Genomic DNA, 23,056 nt, shown 5'->3' on the forward strand with positions numbered 1-23,056 from the left:
GCCGTTCCAACGTCTACCACCACCAGCAGCCGTCGTAAGAGAAGACCGGAGAAGGGCCACAATGAGTACGACCCACCCGACCGTCGCCGCTTTGCTCGATCGCGCGCACCGTCTCGGCGCCGATCCGCGGAACACGAACTACGCCGGCGGCAACGCCTCCTGCAAGGCGACCGCGACCGACCCGGTCACCCGGGAGGACGCCGAGCTGATGTGGGTGAAGGGGTCCGGCGGTGACCTCGGCACGCTCACCGAGCCGGGTCTGGCCGTCCTGCGGCTGGATCGCCTGCGCGCGCTCGTCGACGTCTACCCCGGCGTCGACCGCGAGGACGAGATGGTGTCTGCCTTCGACTACTGCCTGCACGGAAAGGGTGGTGCGGCCCCGTCGATCGACACCGCCATGCACGGCCTGGTCGAAGCCGCCCATGTCGACCACCTGCACCCCGACGCGGGCATCGCGTTCGCCAGCGCCGCCGAGGGTGAGGCGCTCACCAAGGAGTGCTTCGGCGACCGCGTGGTCTGGGCGCCGTGGCGCCGCCCCGGGTTCCAACTCGGGCTCGACATCGCGAAGATCAAGGCGGAGAACCCGCAGGCGATCGGCGTGATTCTGGGCGGGCACGGCATCACCGCGTGGGGCGACACCTCGCCGGAGTGCGAGGCCAGGTCGCTGGAGATCATCCAAGGCGCGCAGGCGTTCATCGACGGCCGGGGAGCGGCCGAGCCGTTCGGCGCGCTGCTGGAGGGGTACGGGCCGCTGCCCGAGGCGGAGCGGCGGGCCCGCGCGGCCGCGCTCGCCCCGGTCATCCGGGGGCTCGCCTCGACCGACGCGGCCAAGGTGGGGCACTTCACCGACGCCGAGCCCGTGCTCGATTTCCTGGCCCGGGAAAAGCATCCGGCGCTGGTCGCGCTCGGCACCTCCTGCCCGGATCACTTCCTGCGGACCAAGGTGCGCCCGCTCGTCGTCGACCTGCCGGCGACCGCGCCGCTGGAGGACGTGATCGCGCGCCTTCGTGAGCTGCACACCGGCTACCGGGAGGAGTACCAGGCGTACTACTCCCGGCACGCGACCGCGGACTCCCCGCCGATGCGCGGTGCCGACCCGGCCATCGTCCTGGTGCCCGGCGTCGGCATGTTCTCCTTCGGCAAGGACAAGCAGACCGCGCGGGTCGCCGGCGAGTTCTACCTCAACGCAATCAACGTGATGCGCGGCGCCGAGGCGATCTCCACGTACGCCCCCATTTCGGAGTCGGAGAAGTTCCGGATCGAGTACTGGGAGTTGGAGGAGGCCAAGCTGCGCCGGTTGCCTGCGCCGAAGCCACTGGCGACGCGCGTCGCGCTGGTCACCGGGGCAGGCTCGGGCATCGGCAAGGCGATCGCGACGCGACTGGCCGCGGAGGGCGCCTGCGTGGTGGTCGCCGACCTGAACGAGGATGCCGCGTCGGCGGTCGTCGCCGAGATCCGGGACGGCATGGGCGCGGACGTCGCCGTGTCGGTGCGCATGGACGTCGCCGACGCCGACCAGATCGACGTAGCGTTCGAGGCCGCCGCGCTGGCGTTCGGCGGGGTCGACCTGGTCGTGAACAACGCCGGCCTGTCGATCTCCAAACCGCTGTTGGAGACCGACGAGGCCGATTGGGACCAGCAGCACCGGGTCATGGCCCGCGGTTCGTTCCTGGTCGCCAAGGCCGCCGCGAAGGTCATGGTCGATCAGGGGATCGGCGGCGACATCGTCTACATCGCCAGCAAGAACGCGGTCTTCGCCGGCCCCAACAACGTCGCGTACGGCGCGGCGAAGGCCGACCAGGCGCACCAGGTGCGGCTGCTCGCGGCCGAGCTGGGCGCACACCGCATCCGGGTCAACGGCGTCAACCCGGACGGCGTGGTGCGCGGTTCGGGAATCTTCGCCGGCGGCTGGGGTGCCCAGCGCGCCGCGGTCTACGGGGTGCCGGAGGAGAAGCTCGGCGAGTACTACGCGGGACGCACGCTGCTCAAGCGGGAGGTGCTGCCGGAGCATGTTGCGGCGGCGGTGTTCGCCCTGACCGGCGGCGACCTGTCCCTGACCACCGGCCTGCACATCCCCGTCGACGCTGGTGTGGCGGCCGCGTTCCTGCGCTGACCGCTGCCAAGGCGCCAGCCGCCGTGTAGGAGCACCCACGATCCCGAAAGGACCAGGACATGACCACCACTACTGAGCCCGTCGCCGCCAGTCCCACACTGGCCCGTAGCCCGCACCGCCGCGTCAAGGTCGGACTCGTAGCGGGCGGGCTCGGGGCGTACTGGCCACAGTTTCCCGACCTGCTGCCGCAACTGCAGCGGTCGGCCGCCCGGGTGAGCGAGAAGATGCAAGACCTCGGTGCGGACGTCGTCGACGTCGGCTTCATCTCCGATGCGCAGGAGGGTGCGGCGGCGGCGGAGAAGCTGCGGGTCGCCGACTGCGACATCATCGTCGGCTTCCTCACCACCTACATGACCGCGACGATGCTCCTGCCGATCGCCCAGCGCAGCGACGCGCCGGTGCTGCTCATCAACCTGCAGCCGACCGAGGCGATGAACCACGCGAGCTTCGACACCGGGCAGTGGCTTGCCTACTGCGGCGCCTGCCCACTGCCGGAAATGGCCAACACCTTCACCCGCTGCGGCATTCCGTTCCGATCCGTCTCGGGTTACCTGGAGGACGAGCGAGCCTGGGCGCGGATCGCGCGCTGGGTGAAGGCCGCCGGCGTACGGGCTGCTCTGCGGCGCGGCAGACACGGCCTGATGGGGCACCTCTACCCCGGCATGCTGGACGTCTCCACCGATCTGACCATGGTGCCGGCCAACTTCGGCGGGCACATGGAGGTCGTAGAGTTCGACGACCTGCGCGTACGCGTCAACGCCGCAACCGACGAGCAGGTCCGCGCCAAGATGGAGCAGGCGCGGGAGACCTTCGAGGTCACCGACTCCGTCGTCGACGAGGACTTCCAGTGGGCCGCGCGTGTGTCGGTCGGCCTCGACCGGCTGGTCGATGACTTCGAGCTGGACAGCCTGGCCTACTACCACCGCGGCCTGGAAGGCGAGCAGCACGAGCGGCTCGGCGCCGGCATGATCCTCGGGGCCTCCCTGCTCACCGCGCGCGGCATCCCGGCGGCCGGCGAGTACGAGCTGCGCACGTCGCTGGCGATGCTCATCATGGACCGGCTCGGTGCCGGCGGGTCGTTCACGGAGCTGCAGGCGCTGAACTTCTTCGACAACGTGGTGGAGATGGGCCACGACGGCCCGGCGCATCTCGCGATCAGCGAGGGCAAGCCGCTGCTGCGCGGGCTCGGCGTGTACCACGGCAAGCGGGGCTGGGGCGTCTCGGTCGAGTTCGACGTCAAGCACGGCCCGGTGACGGCCTTCGGCGTCGGGCAGACCCGCGACGGGCGGTACACGTTCCTGGCGTCCGAGGGCACAGTTGTCGCCGGGCCGCTGCTCCAGATCGGGAACACCACCTCGCGCGTGGACTTCGGCTGTGACCCGGGCGAGTGGACCGACGCGTGGAGCGCGAGCGGGGTGGGACATCACTGGGCGCTCGGGACCGGGCACCAGGTGGCCGAGTTGAGAGCGGTCGCGGAGCTGCTCGACGTCGAGTTCCGCGAGCTGCGGGTATGAGCGGAGGGAGGCAGGCACGTGGACGCCCCAGGCGTGCCACGTTCTGATCTGTCCGAGGACGATGTCGCACTCCTCGCGCTGCTCGCGCGAGGACTGTCACTGGACGCCGTCGCCCGGCGCCTCGAGATGTCGGAGCGGACGGTGCGCCGGCGTACTCGGATGATCTGCGACCGACTAGGCGTGACCACGCCGATCGAGGCGGTGGTCTGGGCCGCCCGCCGCCATCTGATCTGATCTGACCGCCCGGTGGCGGATCCGTGGCCACCGGGCGGAGCTGAGCCGGTCCGGCTGCCATCCGGTCGCCGAGTTCAGGCTGGCGTCCTGACGTCCCCGTAACCGGCCCTGCAGTGGCCGGATCTGGACAGGGGGTTGTGCTACGTGTTTCCGGTCGGTTAAGAAGTGACCGTTGTCACTTTGAAACGTTCTAATACGAGGATCGAGCGAGAGGACCGCGGGCATGAGACTTGCATCGGGCCGGATCCGCATCCCCGTGGCGATCTTCGCCGCAGGCGTCGTCGCCGCGGCGGTGACGTGGGCAGCGCCCGTCGCGGCGGCTCCCGCCGCCACGGCGTCGGTTCTCTCGGTCGGCGCCCTCACCGCGGACTCACTCGCCGACCCGCTCGGCATTGAGGACCCGACACCCTCGCTGACCTGGCAGCTGTCCGCCACGCGGCGCAACGCCGTCCAGACCGCCTACCAGACGCTCGTGGCGTCCAGCCCGCAGCGGCTCGCCGCCGGGGACGGTGACATGTGGGACAGCGGAAAGGTCGCCTCGAACCGATCCGTGGGCGTCCGCTACGAGGGCAAACCGCTGCACTCCCGCCAGCGGGTCTACTGGGCCGTGCGCGCCTGGGACGCCGACGACCGTCCGTCGCCCTGGAGCGGCACCGGCTCCTGGGAGACCGGGCTGCTCAAGCCCACCGACTGGTCGGCCCGCTGGATCGCCAACCCCGCCTGGCTCGCACACACCAACCCCGTCACCGTCACGTTCCCCGCCCGGCACGGGCGTTACGTGCGGCTGGACGTCACCCGACTCGGTAAGCCGATCAAGGAAGGCTGGCCGTACCCCGTCTCGCGGCTCCAACTGGCCGAGATGCAGGTGTACGGCGCCGGTCAGCTGCTCTCCGGCGACGCCGTCGCGAAGGCCTCCGAGTCCTTCGAGATCCCCGGCAACTGGACTCTGCAGGCGATCCACGACGGCCGGCTGACCACCGACGGCCCGCCGATGGGCTACACCAGCTACGAGCGGCAGTACCAGGACCTGGACGGCTCGATCTGGCTCGAACTCGACCTCGGCCGCGACACCGACGTCGACAAGCTGGTGCTGTACCCGCGCACGGACACCCTCACGGCGGACGGCTCCACGCCGAACTTCCCCGAGAACTACACGGTGCAGGTGCGGGCCGCGGACGAGGCCGCGGCAACGGTCGTGGCCACCGTGACCGGTCAGGCCGCACCGAAGCCGCCGGCCAAACCCGGCGCCATGCCGCTGTTCACGAAGACCTTCACCGTGGACAAGCCGATCGCACAGGCCCGGCTCTACGCCACCGGCCTCGGGGTCTACGAGGCGCGCCTGAACGGCGCCAAGGTCGGCGATGCGGTGCTGGAGCCGGCGAACACCGACTACCGCACCCGCATCGAGTACGCGACCCACGACGTGACCGGGCAACTCCGCCAGGGTGCGAATGCCCTCGGCTTCGAGCTGGGCAACGGCATCTACAACGTGCCATCGACGCCGGGCCGGTACCAGAAGTTCTCCGGCTCGATGGGCGCGCCGAAGCTCATCGCCCAACTGGAGATCACGTACGCGGACGGCACCAACGCCGTGGTCGCCTCCGACGACTCGTGGGTGACCGCTGACGGCCCGACCACCTTCTCCAGCTGGTACGGCGGAGAGGACTACGACGCCCGGCGGGAGGCCGCCGGTTGGGATCGTCCGGACGGCGACCGAAGCGGCTGGGTGCCGGCGCAGGAGACCACCCCGCCCACGGCAGGCAGCCGTCTCACCGCCCGCGCGGCACCGCCGATCCGTGCCCAGACGACCCTGAACGCCGTTTCCCGCACCGAGGTCGCCGGGGGTACCTGGCTCTACGACCTGGGCCGCAACATCGCCGGTTGGCCGCAGGTCACGGTGCGCGGCGCCGCCGGCTCGAAGGTGCGGCTGCGTCCCGCGGAGTCGCTGGCCAACGGCCGGGTCGACCAGGGCCAGGTCGGCTCCCCGGTGTATTTCGACGTCACGCCCGCCACGGACGCCGCCGTCACCTGGCACCCCCGCTTCATGTACTACGGCTTCCGCTACGTCGAGATCTCCGGCACCGACACCCCGCCGGCCCTCGCGGACGTCCAGGGAATCGTGCTGCGGGCCGACAACGAGCGCACCGGCAGCCTCGAAACCTCCGACCAGATGGTCAACCGGATCCACGACATCGTGAACAAGGCCATCGACGGCAACATGTTCTCCGTCCTCACCGACTGCCCGCACCGGGAGAAGCTCGGCTGGCTGGAGGAGGCGCACCTCGTCGGCGACGCCCTCACCGCCAACTTCGACCTCGGCGCCTACTACAACAAAATCGTCCGGGACGTCGAGGACGCTCAACTCGGCAACGGCATGGTGCCGGACATCGCGCCGGAATACACCGTCTTCTCCGGCGGTTTCCGGGACGACCCGAACTGGGGTGGCGCCCTCATCCTGGTGCCCTGGCAGATGTACCGCTCGTACGGCGACGCGCGGGTGCTGCGCGAGCACTACCCAGCGATGAAAAGCTACATGGACTACCTCGCCAGCAAAGCGAACGGGCACATCCTCTCCTACGGGCTCGGCGACTGGGTGGCCTTCGACACGAGCACGCCGCTGGCCGTCACCGCGACGACCGCGTACTACCGGTTCGCCACCGCCATGACACAGATCGCCGAGGCGGTCGGGGACACGGCGGGCAAGGCCGCGTACGCCGAGCGGGCCGAACAGATCCGCAGCGCGTTTAACGCCAAGTACTTCCATGCCGTTACGAACAGCTACGCGTCCGGTAGCCAGGCCAGCAACGCGCTGCCGCTGTGGGCCGGCATGGTTCCCGCCGACGCCCGGGCGGCCGTCCTCCAGCACGTCGTCGACGACGTCAAGGCGCGGGGCAACCACCTGTCCACGGGCGAGATCGGCCTGCCCGCCCTGCTGGACGTGCTCGCCGACGGCGGTCACGCCGACCTGGTCGAAGCGCTGGCCAACAACCCGAGCAGCCCGAGCTACGCCTACCAGGTGCTGCACGGCGCGACCACGCTCACCGAACTGTGGGACGGACCGACGGCGGGCGCCTCGCAGAACCACTTCATGCTCGGCGCCATCGACGGCTGGTACTACCGGTACCTCGGCGGCATCCGCTCCACGACACCCGGCTACCAGACCTTCCTCGTGCAGCCGGAGGTCACCGGCGACATGTCCCACGTACGAGCCGAGCAGCGCTCGCCGTACGGCCGGATCGTCAGCGAGTGGCGCCGCGACGGGAAGACCCTGCACCTCGACGTCGAGGTGCCCGTCAACAGCAGCGCGACCGTCTCGGTGCCGCTGTTCGGCGAGGGCTCCGGTCGCTGGCGTGCCTCGGCGACCGCTGGCGCCACGTTCGTCGGCATCGAGGGTGACCGCGCGGTCTACCGGGTCGGCTCGGGTCGATGGTCGTTCATCACCCGCACCCCGGACACGCCGCCGCAGACGAGCCCGGTGGTCGTCGAGGCGTCCACCGGCCAGGCCGCGGTCGTGCCGGGCTGGAACTCGAACGCGACCTTCCGGTTGGTCAACCTCGGCGACACCGAGGTTACGGCGCGGCCGCAGGTCACGGCGTCCGTCGGCTTCACCGCGACCATGGACGCCGACTCGGTCACCGTGCCCGCGGGGCAGGGCATGGAGGTTCCGGTCGCGATCGAGCGGACCGACCAGGGCACGACGAGCGGCACGGTGAGTCTCGCCGTGGGCACGAGCACAGCGAGCGTGCCCCTCGTGGCGACCGGCAACCTCACCCGCGTCGCGACAGTGACGGCCTCCAGCACCTGGCCCGGCTTCTCGGCCGCCAAGGCGAACGACGGCGACACTTCCGCGGCGCGCTGGGACGGCGGCGCCGGCTGGAACGACGGCACCTTCCAGACCTTCCCGGACACCCTGACCGCGACGTGGAGCCGTCCGGTCACCCTCGACCAGGCCCGGCTCTACACCCACCCCGACGCCCGCTACGCCCTGCGGGACTTCGACGTCCAGGCGTTCGTCGACGGCCAGTGGCGAACGGTGGCGTCCGTGCGCGGCAACAGCGCGGGCCGGGTGGACACGACGTTCGCCGCCACGAGCACGACCGCGCTGCGGCTGGCCGCGCTGGCCAGCAATGACGGCCAGTTCAGCCGGGTGATCGAACTCGAGGCGTACTCCCCAGGCACCTCCCCGCCGACCACCTGAGCACCGTAGACAGGCACGAACACCCGCGAGTGGTTGAAACGGTCCAACGTTCACGAGGATCCGGAGGCACATCCACATGAGCTCACGCACCCGGCACGCCTTCCTCGCCTTGTCGCTCGTCGCCCTGGTCGTCTCCCTGGCGCCGCCTCAAGCGATCGCCGCGAGCGCTTCCGCGCTGAGCGTGACGTCACTGGAGACCGAGCACGCCCACAACCCGCTCGGAATCGACGCAGCCCGCCCACGGCTCGGTTGGGCCCTGTCATCGTCCGAGCGCGGCCAGCGCCAGTCCGCGTACGAGATCCTCGTCGCCACCTCGCCGAGCGGGCTCGCGCCGGGCGAGGCGGACGTCTGGGACAGCGGTCGCGTCAGCTCGAGCGCCACGTTCGACGTGCGCTACGCCGGGCCGGGCCTCGCGTCGCGGACCCGCTACTGGTGGCGGGTCCGCTCCTGGGACGCGCAGGGCCGCGCTTCGGGCTTCAGCGCCCCGGCCTGGTTCGAGACGGCCTTCCTCGACGCGGACCAGTGGACCGGCTCGTGGATCGGCGCGCCGGTGGCCACCGCCGACAAGCCGAGCCTGCAGGGCGCGTCCTGGATCTGGTATCCGGAGGGCGATCCGGGCAGCTCCGCGCCCGCGGCTACCCGCGTGTTCCGGCGTAGCTTCTCGGTGCCTTCGGTTGCGGAGCTGACCTCGGCCCGGCTGGTCATGACCGGTGACGACGGCTTCACCGCGTGGATCGACGGCACCCAGGTGGCCAGCGCCGACCCGCGCCCGGAGCTGGAAAGCTGGCGTACACCCGTCGTTGCCGACGTCACCTCGGCGGTCCGGGGCGATGCGAACGTGCTCGCGGTGGCCGCGACCAACGGCCGGGTAAGCCCGGCCGGCCTGCTCGGCCGGCTGGAGTTGCGCTACGCCGACGGGACGACGACCCAGGTGGACACGGACGGGGCGTGGCGGTCGGCCACCGGACCGGCCGACGGCTGGCAGCAGGCGGGCTTCGACGACACGGCGTGGCCGGCCGCGAAGGTGATCACCGCCTGGGGTGGCAGCCCGTGGGGCCAGGTTGCGGTTGCTACCCCGACCGCGCCGGAGCCGTTGCTGCGCAAGGAGTTCGCCGTCCGTGACACGCCCGTACGCCGGGCGCGCCTGTACCTCAGCGGCGTCGCGTACGCCGAGGCGACGCTCAACGGCCGGCAGACCACCGATGCCGTGCTCGAACCGGGCTTCACCCGCTACGACCGCACCGTTCAGTACGTCACCCGGGACGTCACGGATACCCTGCGGCCGGGGACCAACGCCCTGGGCGTACGGCTCGGCCGTGGCTTCTACGGCATGACCCAGGCCAACGTCTGGAACTGGCACACCACAGCGTGGACCGGCGAGCCGCGCGTGCTCGGCCAACTGGAGATCGAGTACGCCGACGGCACGCGGCAGGTGATCGCCACCGACGGATCCTGGCGCACGGCGGAGGGGCCGGTGCGGTACGACTCGCTCTACGGTGGCGAGACCTACGACGCCCGTGCCGAGCAGTCCGGCTGGGACGCACCAGGCTTCGACGCCGGCGCCTGGCGGCCGGTCGCGGTGGTCACGGCACCGGCCGGTGGACTCATCGCCGAGAGCCAGGAGCCGATCCGGGTCGCCGAGACGCTCCGCCCGACCAAGGTCACCTCACCGCGCGCCGGCGTGTACGTGTTCCACCTGCCGCGCAACGTCGCGGGGTGGGCGCGGATACGCGCGCGGGGCGCGGGCGGCACCAAGGTCACCCTGCGTTACGGCGAAACGCTGGACGCCGCCGGCAACCTCGTGTCCGCCAACGGTCTCGTCACCGGCCGATTCCAGACCGACGAGTACGTGCTGGCCGGGCGCGCCGAGCCGGAGCAATGGGAGTCGCGCTACACCTACAAGGGCTTTCAGTACGTCGAGGTGACCGGCTGGCCCGGCACGCCGACTCTCGAAGACCTCGACGGCCGGGTCGTCCACACCGACCTCGCCTCGGTCGGAGACTGGTCCAGCTCCCAGCCGCTGTTCGAGACGGTGCGTGAGCTGACCCGGCGCACCGTTCTCAACAACGCCCACGGGATCCCCACCGACACGCCGATGTACGAGAAGAACGGCTGGGCCGGCGACGCGCAGCTCATGGCCGAGACCGACATGTTCGAGTTCGACATGCGGCGGTTCTACGAGAAGTGGCTGGGCGACATCCGGGACAGTCAGGGCGCGGACGGCCTCGTACCGGGCATCGCGCCGGACAACGGCTGGGGGCTGGGATGGCCCGGCCAGGCACCGCCGTGGGATGCGGCGTACGTGCTGATCCCGTGGGCGATGTACGAGCGCTACGGCGACCGGGACATCCTCGCGGCGCACTACCCCGACATTCGCAAGTACATCGAGTACGAGATCGGGCGCGCGCCCGGCGGCCTGCACTCGAGCTCGCTCAACGACTACCTCGCTCCCGGCTACGGCGGGAACAGCCCCGAGGATCCGACCCTGGCAGGCACGGCGTACGCCTACGCGAACGTCTCGGCCATGGCTCAGATCGCGGACGTCCTCGACAAGGACGCCGACGCCGGGCGCTACCGGGCGGCCGCGGCGCGCATCCGTGATGCCTTCAACGCGGCCTTCCTGCGGGCAGACGCGTACGTGACGTCGTCCGACCCGGGCTACCGACAGACCAACAACCTTCTGCCGCTCGCGTTCGACATGGTGCCGGCGGAGAAGGTGGAGCCCGTCGTGGCCCGTCTCGTGCGGGAGATCGGCGTCAAGGGCGACCACCTCGACACCGGCGCGTTGGGAACGAAGTTCCTGCTCACCGAGCTGACCCGCCGCGGTTACGGCGACCTGGCCTACCGGATCGCGACGCAGCGCACATACCCCTCCTGGGGCTACTGGGTCGACAACGGCGCGACGTCGCTGTGGGAACGGTGGGACCTCGGCGCGCGCTCTCGTGACCACGCCTTCCTCGGCGGCGCCATCGGGGAGTGGTTCTACGAAGACCTGGCGGGTATCCGGCCCACCGCGCCCGGCTACGAGCGCTTCGACGTGGCACCCCAGCTGGTCGGCGACCTCACCACCGCCTCGGCGCGGCTCAACACCGTACGCGGCGTGGTGGCGAGTGCGTGGCGCAAGCGCGAGGGTGGTGCCCTCGACCTGGACGTGACCGTGCCGGTGGGCGCCACCGCGACGGTGTCCGTCCCCGCCGCCAACCGCTGGGCGGTGATCGAGAGCGGAAGGCCCGCCGCGGACTCGCCCGGCGTCACGTTCGTCAAGTTCGCGGGCGGCCGGGCGGTGTTCTCCGTCGGCTCCGGCACGTACGCCTTCCGAACCGGTCCCCAGGCTGCCCGCATCGGCGCCGCGATCGATGCCGCCTCCGCGCTCGGCGACGCCGTCACCAGCGCGGACCTCAGCCCGGCTCAGCGGGGCTACGCCGACGCGCGCACCCGTAGCATCGCGGATGGGCTGCACCAGTCGCTGGAAAAGACCGCGCGCGGCGACATCGACGCGGCCGGCCAGCTCGTGCAGCAGTCTCTGGCCGCCGAGGCGCACATGTCCCGGTGGCTCGGCCGCCAGGACGGGCTGCCCGATGCGGATCCGCATCGCCTGAACGAGACGCTCACCGCGCTGCACAAGGCGCTGTCGGAGGCGTCCGCTGTGCTGCTCGGCATCACCGTCGAGCTGACCGGAGCCGATGAGGCGCTGGTCGCGGGCAGCACCGCGCGGCTCACCGCGGTCGTACGCAACAGCGGCGCCGCGCCGGTGCGCGACGTACACGTGGCGGCGAGCGCACCGGACGGCTGGACGGTCCGTGCGGGCGGCGACACCGGCACCGGCGCGATCCGCCCCGGCGACACCTTCTCCGTGCCGCTGGACGTGATCGCGCCGCTGTCCGCGTCCGCCGACAGCGTCCCGCTGCACCTCACGCTGGGCTGGACCGCCAGCGGCGGCACCGCGGACACGGCATACGACGAGTTCCTCGCCGTGCGGCCCGCCGTCACGGTCGGGACACCCCGCGTCGACGCCTGGCCCGACCAACCCGGCACGCCGGTGACCGTCTACGTGCCGGTGGGCAACGCAGCCGACGTGGCACTGGCGGGCGCGGCGGAGGCGAGCGCCCCCCAAGGCTGGACGGTGACACCGGAGACAGCAGAGCTGCGCGTCCCGGCAGGCGGCACAGCAAACGTGCAGCTCCGCCTGACGCCGACCGGCGCCGCCATACCGGCGAGCGCAGACCTCGCCCTGTCCCTGACGTTGCGCCCCGAGGGACGTACGGACGAGCTGCACCTGCCGGCCACGGTCCGGGTGGGAAACCTGGCCCGAGGCCGGCCAGTCGCCGCCGCGCACAGCCTGGAGGTCGCCAACTGGTCCAAGAGCCTGCTCGTGGACGGTAAGCGCCGCAGCGAGGACTCGGCAAAGGGCTACACAAGCAACCCACCCTCCACCAGCCGCGACGCCGTCGAGTGGGTTTCGATAGACCTCGGCGCGCCGACCTCCCTGGACCGGGTCATGCTCCACCCGCGCACGCAGACACCGAACGACAACGGTGTGCCGGCGGACGGGGCGGCCTTCCCGCGTACGTTCCAGATCCAGACCTCCGACGACGGGTCGACGTGGCAAACCGTCCGGACGGTCACGGATCACGTGCAGCAAGGCACGCCACCGCAGGCGTACGCGCTCGACGGCGTCATCGCACGCTACGTCCGCGTGTACGTCACGGTGCTCGGCGATCCGGCAGGTGACGACGCGCAGCGAGGCCTGTACCGGCTCCAGCTCGCCGAGTTCGAGGCGTACGGAGCGCAGGTCAAGCCATGAGCGCCCGAGTTCAGCCATGGCATTCGTCGATGCCGCACCGCCGCAGCGGGTGGCGACAAGCCCGCGCGGGCGACAGTTTCCGAGTGACCAGAGGGGATGTCATGGCACAACGGTTCATCACCTGGACGGCGGGTGCCGCGGCCGCGCTGCTCCTCGCCGCTACCGTTCCGTTGGCTGCGGCGGCCAGCCCTGGCGGCACCGGGGAGACCGGGTGGGACGCGAAGACCGGGCGGCTGGATCCGGCTGCGTTCTCAAATCCGCCGGCGACGGACCGGCCGCACGCCTTCTGGTTCTGGAACGGCAAGCTCACCGAGGACGAGCTGTCGCGGCAGCTCGACGAGATGAAGGCCAAGGGCATCGAGGAGTTCTTCATCCACCCGCGGCAGGGGTTGGGCGGAGACTTCGGCGTCACCGAGAACGGCTACTACCTGTCGAAGGACTACTTCGACAAGGTGGGCTTCGCGCTCGCCGAGGCGAAGCGGCGCGGCATGAAGGCGTGGCTCTACGACGACCTCAACTGGCCGAGCGGCTTCGCCGGCGGCCGTACGGTCAAGGGCGGCGACGTCGACGGGAAGGCCGTGCCCGCCGATCCCGACTACCTGCCGTGGTATCTCACCCCGGTCGCCAAGGACGTCACCGGCCCGGCCAGCTATGACCAGCCGGTACCGGTGCCGGTGCCGGCGGGCTGGTCGGTCAGCGACGAGGTCCTCACCGTCAACGGCGGCGAGGTCGGCCCGGCCAAGGACGGCGCCGACTGGTCGGGCTACCGGATGGAGTTCGACCTGACCGTCGACGCGCTTTCCGGCGGATGGACCGTGCACGGCCGGGACGCCGGCAATCTGGTCATGGTCAACCTGACGAGCACCTCCCCGTACAACCCGGAGGCCGCCTCGACGTTCGGCGTGCACGTCCGGGTGAACGGGGCGTACCAGCTCATCGGCGCTCGCATCCCGGCAGGAAAGACGATCCGCGACGGCGAGCGGCACCACGTCGCGACCGACATCCGCGGCGACACCGTGACGCTCTTCCTCGACGGCCAGGAGGTCGGCAACCGCAGCGACCCGCGAATCGGCGCGCTCGTCAAGGGTCGCGTCGGCCTGCGCTCCGGCCAGGACGAACGAGCGCGCTTCGACAACCTGAAGGTCACCGCGCTCGACGGCGGAGCCACCCTCCTGGCAGACGACTTCTCCGCCGGCCTCGCCCGCTGGGACGTCACCCAGTCGCCGGCGTCCTCGCTCGTCGCCGCCGTCGCCCTGCGCAAGCGTGGCGACGGGAGCTGCGTGACCGGCGGGCAGGCGCGCGGTAGCGCTCTGGACGGCGACTCGGCCATGGAGCTGACCGGCAAGGTGGGCGTCGACGGCCGGCTGCGCTGGGACGTGCCGGAGGGCCACTGGTGTCTGCTGCACCTCGTGCAGCGTCCGCTGGTCAACTACCACCCGGACCTCGAGCCCGACCAGCCGTACGTCGACATGCTCAACCCCCAGGCGACGCAGAAGTTCATCGACATCACCCACGAGACGTACGCCCGCCGTTTCGGCGGCGACTTCGGTTCGACGATCCAGGGCATCTTCAACGACGAGCCGGGCTTCTACAACAACTTCCCGGACAACCGGGGAGGCGTCGACTCGCTCGGCTCCATCCCGTGGACGCCCGGGTTCCGCGACTACCTGACCGGCAACGCCGGGTACGACCTCACCGGTCGGCTCGCCGCGCTCTGGTACGACACCGGCGCGGCCACCACGAAGACCAGGATCGACTACTACGACGCGCTCTCCGACCGCTACAACGAGGCGCACACCAAGCCGCTGGCCGACTGGGCGCAGGAACACCACATCGCGCTGATCTCCAACCCGCTCGTCGAGGAGGACCTCGGCAGCCACCGGCTCATCGAGGGCGGCAGCTGGTTCGAGATGAGCAAGCACTACCAACTTCCCGGCATGGACCTGATCAGCGGCCTGGACACCAACGCCATCACGCCCAAGCTGAACTCGTCGGTGGCGCACCTGTTCGACCGCAAGCGCAACCTCGCCGAGACCTTCGGCGCGTTCGGGTGGGACCTGTCGATGGAGGAGATGAAACGCACGGTCGCCTGGGAGGTGGCCGGCGGCGTGGACCTCATCGACAACCACGCCTTCTACTACTCCACCGATGGGCAGCGGCGGTACGAGTCGCAGCCGAGTGAGTTCTTCCAGAACACGTTCTGGCCGCGCTTCGACGCGTACGCCTCATTCACCGGGCGGCTCGTCGAGCCGGCCCGGGGAGCCACGCCGGTGAACCCGGTAGGCCTGCTCTATCCCAGCTCGTCGGTGATGGCCGAGGGGACGCCGTGGACGGTCCGCGGCTTCGCCGGCAACGGTCCCGGGCTGAGCGAGGTCGACGGCTCGTGGAAGGGCACGTCCAACGCCCTGCTCGCCGCGCAGCTCGACTTCGACTATCTCGACGAACTCGCGCTCGCTGGGGACCCGGACCTCAACGTGGGGCTCACCGTCGACGACGGTCGGCTGCGGCTGCACGACCAGACCTTCCAGGCCCTGGTCATGCCGAAGACGACCGTGCTCTCGCTGGAGGCGCTCGCCGCCGCCGAGCGGCTGGTCGCCCAGGGCGGCACCCTCGTGGCAGTCGACGGCCTGCCGACCCGGGAGGCCGACGGCCGGGACGCCGAGCTGCGCCAGCGGCTGGCGGCCCTGTTCGGCACCGACCCCGCCGCACCGTCGGCCGCCCACAAGACCAGCGCCGCCGGTGGCCTCGCCGTCTACCTGCCGTCCCGCACCGACCTCGCAGCGACGCTGAAGGAGCGGATCGACCCCGGCGTCACCCTCATGCCGGCCAGCCCCGACATCCGGATACGGCACGTGAAGCGGGCGGCAGACGACGCAGTGCTCATCACCAATCTCTCGGCCGGGACGGTACGCACCGACGTGACGGTCAGCGTGCCGCAGGTGCCCGAGATCTGGGACCCGGAGACGGGCCGGACTGACGTGGCGCCCGTGTTCCGGCTCGGCGACGACCGGGTGACGGTGCCGATGCAGTTGCGGCCCTACGAGGCGACCTGGCTGGTCTTCCGACCCGGTGTGCATCCGATCGGCCAGACGCCGCACGCCACGGCCAGCAACGCCACCGTCCTCGGAACGCAGGCGGTTGGCGACGCGTTGCGGGCGCGGGTCGTTGTGGAGCGCACCGGCGACGTCTACGTCACCGGGCGGTACGGCGGGAAGACGTACGGGGGGAGCGTCACCGTCGACGACCCGCTCACGCCGATCGCGCTCGACGGCCCGTGGCAGTTCCGGTTCGACCGGGAGGGCGCACCGACCGTGAGCCGGCCGCTCGGGTCGTGGACCGCGCTCGATCCGGCGTTCTCCGGCACCGGCATCTACCGTCGGGACGTCGACATCCCGGACGGGTTCCTCGCGGACGGGCGGCGCGTGCTCCTCGACCTGGGCTCGGTGCGGGACCTGGCCGCGGTCTCGGTGAACGGGTCACAGCCGCGGCACGTCGACTGGCAGCCGTACACGGTGGATGTGACCGACCTGCTCCGGCCGGGCAGGAACACGGTCGAGGTGCGGGTGACCAACACCCAGACCAACGCGTTCGAGGGCCGGGCCAATCCGTCCGGCCTGCTTGGGCCGGTGGTGCTGCGTCCGCAACGCGTCCTCGACGTCACGCTCGGCGCGGGGGAGCAGGTCCGGTCGCTCGCACTGGCGGCGGCGCCCGCGTCGGCGCGGGTGCTCCGCGGCGGCAGCGTCCCGGTCACCGCGGTGATCGACGGGATCGCCCCTGACCGGCTCTCCGGCACGCTCGCCGTCTCCGCGCCCGGCGGCTGGACGGTCCAACCCGGATCGCAGCGCTACGACGTCGCCTCGTCAGGGACGCCGGTGACGTTGCGGCCCACCGTGACAGTCACCGCCGGGAAGTCGACAGCGGACGGCACCTACGACGTGCGGTTGACCGCGACCGGCGACGACGGGCGGACGGCGACCGCGACAGTGCAGGTGGTGGTGACCCATTCGCTCGTGGCGTGGGAGTTCCTCAGGGACGGGGACGCCGAGGGCTGGACGCCCGCCAACCAGCTGACGTCGTTCACCGTCTCCGGCGGCGTGCTCGCCACCTCGGCCACCGGCGGCGATCCGTACCTGGTCCAGAGCCAACCGCTCTCGGAGGACCTGGCACAAGGCCTCACGGTCGAGGTGACCATGTCAACGTCCGTGAGCAGCCAGGGGCAGGTCTTCTGGACGACTGCCGCACAGGGCGGGTTCTCCGAGGACAAGAGCGCCAGGTTCGCCGTGACCGGCGGGCCTACCCGCACCTACACCGTCACGATTCCCGCCCAGGGCACCCGGCTCACCGGCCTGCGGCTCGATCCGCTGACAACCCAGGGCGACATCCGTATCGATGCGATCAGAATCCTGCCGGGAGGCGGCGCATGAGTCCGTCAATGAACCGCCGCCGATTCATCCAGCTCGGGGTTGCCGGCGGCGCCGCCATCGCGCTCGGTGGGCTCGATCTGCTGAGGTCACCGGCGGCCATGGCGCAGGCGCCCGTCGATGTCCCCAGTGGGCTGCTCACCGCCCTGCTCGACGACCCACTGGGCGTCAGCGACCCGCACCCCCGGCTGTCCTGGGTCGTTCCCGCCGACGGGCCGGAGGCGATGCAGACGGCCTACCAGGTGCAGGTCGCCCGCACCCGTGAAGGCCTGCTCGAGGAAGACCTCAGCTGGGACAGCGGCCGGGTCGTCTCGGCCGAGTCGACGGCCGTGCCGCTCGGCGGCCCGCCGCTCGAGCCGCGCGACGTGTACTGGTGGCGGGTGCGCACCTGGACCACCGGCGAGAAGCCGTCGGGGTGGTCGCAGCCGCAGCGCGTCGCCACCGGGATCGGGCCCGAGTGGGCCGCGACCCCGGTCTGGGCTCCGGCGCCGCCGCCCCCGCCGGTCCTCGGCGACGGGCGGTTCGCGGTGACGACAGTGATCAAGGAGAAGTCGGCGGGCCTGGTGTTCCGGGCGGCCGACAACCGCAACAACTACCTGTGGCAGCTCGTGGCCGGACCCGCCGGTGTGCTGAAAACCCACGTGCAGGTCAACGGCGCCTACCGGGTGCTGGCCGAGCGCCCGATCGGCCGCGCCGTTCCGCTCGGCACGCCTGTCCGGGTCGAGATCGAGCTGGCGGGTACGCGCATCCGTACCTATGTGGACGGCGACCTGGTCGACACGATCGAGGACGCGACGTACGCGACGGGCACCGTCGGCTTCCGCAACGGCGGCTCAGAGTCACAGACTTACGACGACGTCACGTTCACCGACCCGTCCGGCGCCGTGCTGCTCGCCGAGGACTTCTCCCGCGGGCCTGGCGCCTTTCCCGGCGGGACCGTGCAGAACGGCGCGCTGGCCGTCGGCCGCAGCCAGCAACTCCTGGCCGGCCCGGCACCGGACCACTGGGCGGCGCTGCGCAACGAGGTGCAGCTGGCCGACAAGCCGGTCGAGTCGGCGGTCCTCTACGTGACCGGACAATCCCCGGATCCCATCCGGCAGTACGTCTACTCCGCCTGGGTCAACGGCGCGTTCGTCGGTTCGGGCCCGACGCGTGCGCCGGCCGGCGCACCCCGGTACCACACCTACGACGTGACCGCGCTGCTGCGCCGCGGCGAGGCCAACGCGCTCACCGCCCTCTGCTACACGCCGACCGACAAGCGCTTCCTCGCGCAACTCGAGGTCCGCTACGCCGACGGCTCCCGCCTCACCGTCGGCACCGGGGCGGCCTGGCGGGCCCGGACCGGGGATCGATGGCTCCCGCCCTCCGGTGACCTGCGCGGTGGCTACTACACCGCGCCGCAGGAGTTCATCGACGCCCGGGAGGAGCCGGTCGGCTGGCTGTCTCCCGGCTTCGACGATTCGTCCTGGGCGCCCGCGGCCGAGCGTGCGCCGATCGACGGGTTACTGCCGGCCCAGACGCCGAACATGCAGCGCGAGGCGGTCACCCCGGCCTCGGTACGGCGGGTCGGTGACGGCCGATGGATCGTCGACCTCGGACGGGAGATCGTCGGCGGCCTCGCGCTCGACCTCAACGAGGCGCGCGCCGGGCAGGCCGTCGAGGTGCGGCTCGGGGAGGAGCTGTCCGGGCCGGACGCGGTCCGCTACCAGTTGCGCGGCGGCAACGTCTACCGCGAGGTGTGGACGCTGCGCGACGGCGCCCAGCACCTGGAGCACTGGGGCTACCGGGGCTTCCGCTACGCCGAGCTGATCACCGACCCCACGCTGGACCTCGGCGGCGCGGTGCGTGGGGTCGCGGTCCGGCTGCCCTGGCGGGCGGACGACGCGGCCTTCCGCTGCTCCGACGACGACCTCAACCGGATATGGGAGATGTGTCGCTACTCCATCGAGGCGACCCGGCTGGACCTCTACCAGGACACCCCCACCCGAGAGCGCGGGCCGTACGAGGGCGACGCGTACGTCAACCAACTCTCCGAGTACGCGACGCAGCGCTCGTACGCGCTCGCCCGCTGGTCGAACTCCTACCTCGCACGGCGCCCCACGTGGCCGTCCGAGTACCGGCTGATGTCGGTGCTGTCGGCGTGGCTGGACTACCTGCACACCGGCGACGCGGATCACCTGGCCCGCGACTGGTCGCTGTACGTCGAAAAGAACTTCGACGAGTTCCTCGCCGAAGACGGCCTGCTGCACAAGCCGACGTCCGTGGGCGGCGTCTCCGACCTCGTCGACTGGCCGGTCAGCAACCGCGACGGATACGTGCTCACCACCGTCAACACCGTGGTCAACGCCTTCCAGTGCGCGGCGTTTGCCGCATGCGCGGAGGTGGCGCGGGTCCTCGACAAGGCCGAGGAGGAACGCCGGTTCGCCGACCTGGCGGGCCGGCTCCAGCAGGCGATCAACGACCAACTGCTCGATCGGCCGGCCTCGGCCTACCGGGACGGGCTCAGCACCGGGCACCGGGCCCAGCACGCCACCGCATTTCCGATCGCGCTCGGGGTGGCCGACGAGGCCGAGGTGTCCACGCTGGCCGCCACGCTGGCCGCGGGCGGGATGCGGATGAGCGTGTACGGCGCCCAGTTCCTCCTCGACGCGCTTTACCGCGGTGGGCGGGGCGATGCCGGGTACGCGCTCATGACGAGCCGGACCCGGGAGAGCTGGCTGCACCTGATGGACGACCTCGGCGCGACGATCGTCGGGGAGGCATGGGACCCGACGCTCAAGCCGAACATGACCTTCTCGCACGCCTGGGGTTCGGCGCCCGCCAACGTCGTGATGCGTCGCCTCCTCGGCGTCACCGTCACCGCGCCTGGGGCGGCACAGGTGGACGTCGTGCCGCAGCCCGGTCCGCTGCAGTGGGCGGAGGGCCGCGTGCCGACCATCCGGGGTCCGGTCGGGGTGCGCGTCGACCGCCGCGACGGCTACCGGCTAGACGTCGAACTGCCGCCGAACGTCCGTGGCCGCATCCTGGTTCCGCTCGACGGCTCGCCGCCGCAGGCCTTCCACGTCATCGGCGCGGGCCCGCACCCGGACCGCACCGTCGTCGACGGTCACGTCGTACTCAGCGGCGTGGCACCGGGACGCACGACCGTGTTCCTCGACCAGCGTCCCCAGTCCGCCGCTGTCGGATGACAAACCACCACATCTTCCCGCATGCGATCGACGAGGTGACCACCATGAGACGTCCCCGCTTCGCCGCCATCTCGCTGACCACCGCGGCTGTACTCGTTGCCAGCACGGGTGTGGCCAGCGCCGGAACCGGTGGTCTCGCCGCACCGGCGCCCGGTGACTGGCAGCGATACGTGCTCACCCCGCAGACCCGCGACGTCGCGCCGGACCGGGTGGTCTCGGCGGACAGCCGCGGCGGGGAGATCACCAACCCGGCCGGGGTGCTGGCCGTCGACGGACAACCGGTGAAGATCACCAAGACCGGTGCCGGCGCCGACCCCCGGTTGATCGTCGACTTCGGACGCGAGGTCTCCGGCTACCTCAGCGTCGACTTCGCCGGCGCCGCACCGACAACCCTCTTCGCGTTCAGCGAGACGCTCGGCTACCTGGGCGACTGGGGCGACACCTTCGGCACGACGAGCTGGATCGCCAACGGCGACGCGTCCAAGCCGCAGCGCGAGCGCCGGTTCGAAAGCCCGCACGAGCAGGCGCCGGCCGGCGCCGGCACCTGGCACGACCCGGAGCTGCGCGGCGGGTTCCGCTACCTGATGATCCGGCTCGCGCCCGAAGCGCCCGCCGGGTCCAGCGTGAGCATCGACACCGTCCGCGTCCGGTACACGGCCGCGCCCGGCATCGACCTGGCCGACCGCGACGCGCTGCTGCCCGGCTGGTTCCTCTCCTCCGACGACGCGTTGAACAAGATCTGGTACGGCGGCGCGCACACGATCGTCAACGGCACGATCGACCCGACCCAGGGCATCGAGAACGGCACCGAGACGATCGGTGTCGGCGAGCGGGTGATCGTCGACGGCGCCAAGCGCGACCGGCTGGTGTGGAACGGCGACCTCGCGATCACCGGGCGCATCGCATACGTCTCCACCGACGACCGGCAGGCCATGCGTGACTCGTTGCGCAGCATCGCCCGCACCCAGCGCGGCGACGGCTACCTCTCAGCCTGCTCGCCGAACGGGTTGGGCGCCCCCGTCTGCCAGGGCTTCCTCGAATACCACCTGTGGTGGCTGCGCGGACTTCAGGAGTACTACCTCTACACCGGGGACACGGCATTCGTCGCCGAGATGTGGCCGACGTTCACCAGAGCCATGGCGTTCCTAGAGACCCGGCTGACCGCGCAGGGATTCGAGGGCAGCGAGGCGCAGGATTCGGCGCCGAAGCTGCTGCCCGGCCACACCCAGGGCCAGACGTTCACCACCACGTCGCCGTTCACCGCCGCCGGTGGCCGGTTCCCGACGTACAACACCACGGGCGCGGACATGACGCTGTCGCTCTACCGAGGGCAACCCGGCGCGGGTCAACTCGTCGCGAGCAAGCGGTTCGAGGACGTGGTGGACAACGCGTGGCTCATGATCGATCTGCCGGAGCCGGCCGCTCCCGCCGCCTACTACCTCGAGCAGTCCGACCCCTCGGGCACCATCGCCTGGTGGACCAACTCCACCGACGCCTACCCGCAGGGCACCGCCCTGGCCGACGGGAAGCCGATCGCCGGCGACCGCACCCTGCGGATCGCGACGGTCAGCGACGACCGGACCCGGCTGCTCGACCTCTACGACCAGGGCGGGCACTGGATCTACGGCGACTCCGGCAAGGAGACCGAGGTCAACGCCCTGTACGTCGAGGTGCTGCGTGACGCGGCGGCGTTCGCCGAACTGCAGAACGACAACCCTGAGGCGGTCCACTGGCGGGAGCTGATCCCCGAAGTGGTGCGCGGGGTCAACGACCAGCTCTGGAACGAGACGGCCGGGGCCTACCGGCAGTCCACCGGCCAGCCCGGCAACATCGCCCAGGACGGCAACGTGTTCGCGGTCCTCTCCGGGATCGCTCCCGCCGATCGCGCCGACCGGGCCCTGGACACCCTCAAGGACCAGCTCTGGACCGCGTACGGCTCGAGGTCCGGCACCGGGTCGATGCCGCAACTGGTCGGCCCGTTCATGAACTACTGGGAGGCGCTCGCCCGGTTCGACGAAGGACGCGACGCCGAGGCCTGGCACCTGCTGCGCACCGTCTGGGGCTACCAGTTCGCCCAGCGCAAGCCGATCAACGGGGTGGAGGAACCGCCGGCGACCGGCGCCTGGGAACACATCAACCTCGACGGCAGCCCCTACCGGCACGGCGATGGCAGCATGTCTCACCCGTGGTCCGCCGGCGGCACCGCACTGCTCACCAACGAGGTTCTCGGCGTCCGGCCGAGCGGACCCGGGTTCGCCACATACACGGTGAAGCCGCATCCGGGAGACCTGGAGTGGGCGCAGGGCCGGGTGCCGACCGCGCACGGCGCGATCTGGGTGTCCTGGCGCCAGGACCGTGGGCGCGACCGGTTCGTCATGGACCTGACCGCCCCGCAGGGCGCCACCGGCACGATCGCAGTCCCGGCCGACGGCCCGACGACGGTCACCGTCGACGGGCGGCTCGCCTGGAACGGCGACAGGGCCAAGGCGTACGGCGCCCACACCGACGGCCGGTACGTCTACCTCACCGGTCTGCCCGCCGGCGCCCACACGATCAGCGCTCACCCCGCCGATGAGGAGTAATC

The 23,056-nt window shown here is 71.2% G+C and carries 8 protein-coding genes; all 8 read left to right on the top strand.

Features of this window, described 5'->3' with window-relative positions:
* Nucleotides 1-61 precede the first annotated feature (61 nt).
* Nucleotides 62-2,113, top strand: a complete 2,052-nt coding sequence (locus I8N68_RS25790) for a bifunctional aldolase/short-chain dehydrogenase (protein WP_200215084.1) — start codon at nucleotides 62-64, stop codon at nucleotides 2,111-2,113.
* Nucleotides 2,114-2,172: 59 nt separating this feature from the next.
* Nucleotides 2,173-3,627, top strand: coding sequence for an L-fucose/L-arabinose isomerase family protein (locus I8N68_RS25795; RefSeq protein WP_200215085.1), 1,455 nt, complete (start codon nucleotides 2,173-2,175; stop codon nucleotides 3,625-3,627).
* Between the two features lie 33 nt (nucleotides 3,628-3,660).
* Complete coding sequence (locus I8N68_RS25800; protein ID WP_200215086.1) at nucleotides 3,661-3,861, top strand: LuxR C-terminal-related transcriptional regulator; 201 nt, start codon at nucleotides 3,661-3,663, stop codon at nucleotides 3,859-3,861.
* A gap of 223 nt (nucleotides 3,862-4,084) precedes the next feature.
* Entirely contained in the window at nucleotides 4,085-8,059 is a 3,975-nt protein-coding gene (locus tag I8N68_RS25805) for a glycoside hydrolase family 78 protein (protein ID WP_200215087.1), read from the top strand.
* 76 nt (nucleotides 8,060-8,135) lie between these two features.
* The gene (locus I8N68_RS25810; RefSeq protein ID WP_200215088.1) at nucleotides 8,136-12,863 is read left to right on the top strand and encodes a family 78 glycoside hydrolase catalytic domain; all 4,728 of its coding nucleotides are present in this window, start codon (nucleotides 8,136-8,138) and stop codon (nucleotides 12,861-12,863) included.
* A 101-nt stretch (nucleotides 12,864-12,964) separates the two neighbouring features.
* Nucleotides 12,965-17,287 (top strand): glycosyl hydrolase, encoded by a 4,323-nt coding sequence (locus I8N68_RS25815; RefSeq protein WP_200215089.1) that lies wholly within the window; start codon nucleotides 12,965-12,967, stop codon nucleotides 17,285-17,287.
* A complete protein-coding gene (locus tag I8N68_RS25820; RefSeq protein WP_200215090.1) occupies nucleotides 17,284-20,472 on the top strand; it encodes a family 78 glycoside hydrolase catalytic domain in 3,189 nt (1,062 codons plus the stop codon). Before I8N68_RS25815 ends, I8N68_RS25820 begins: the two co-directional genes overlap by 4 nt.
* A 44-nt stretch (nucleotides 20,473-20,516) precedes the next feature.
* On the top strand, nucleotides 20,517-23,054 hold the full coding sequence (locus I8N68_RS25825; protein WP_200215091.1) for an alpha-L-rhamnosidase-related protein: 2,538 nt from the start codon (nucleotides 20,517-20,519) through the stop codon (nucleotides 23,052-23,054).
* The last annotated feature ends 2 nt before the right edge of the window (nucleotides 23,055-23,056 follow it).

Source organism: Micromonospora coerulea (genome assembly GCF_016598485.1).
GTDB classification, from domain to species: domain Bacteria; phylum Actinomycetota; class Actinomycetes; order Mycobacteriales; family Micromonosporaceae; genus Micromonospora; species Micromonospora coerulea.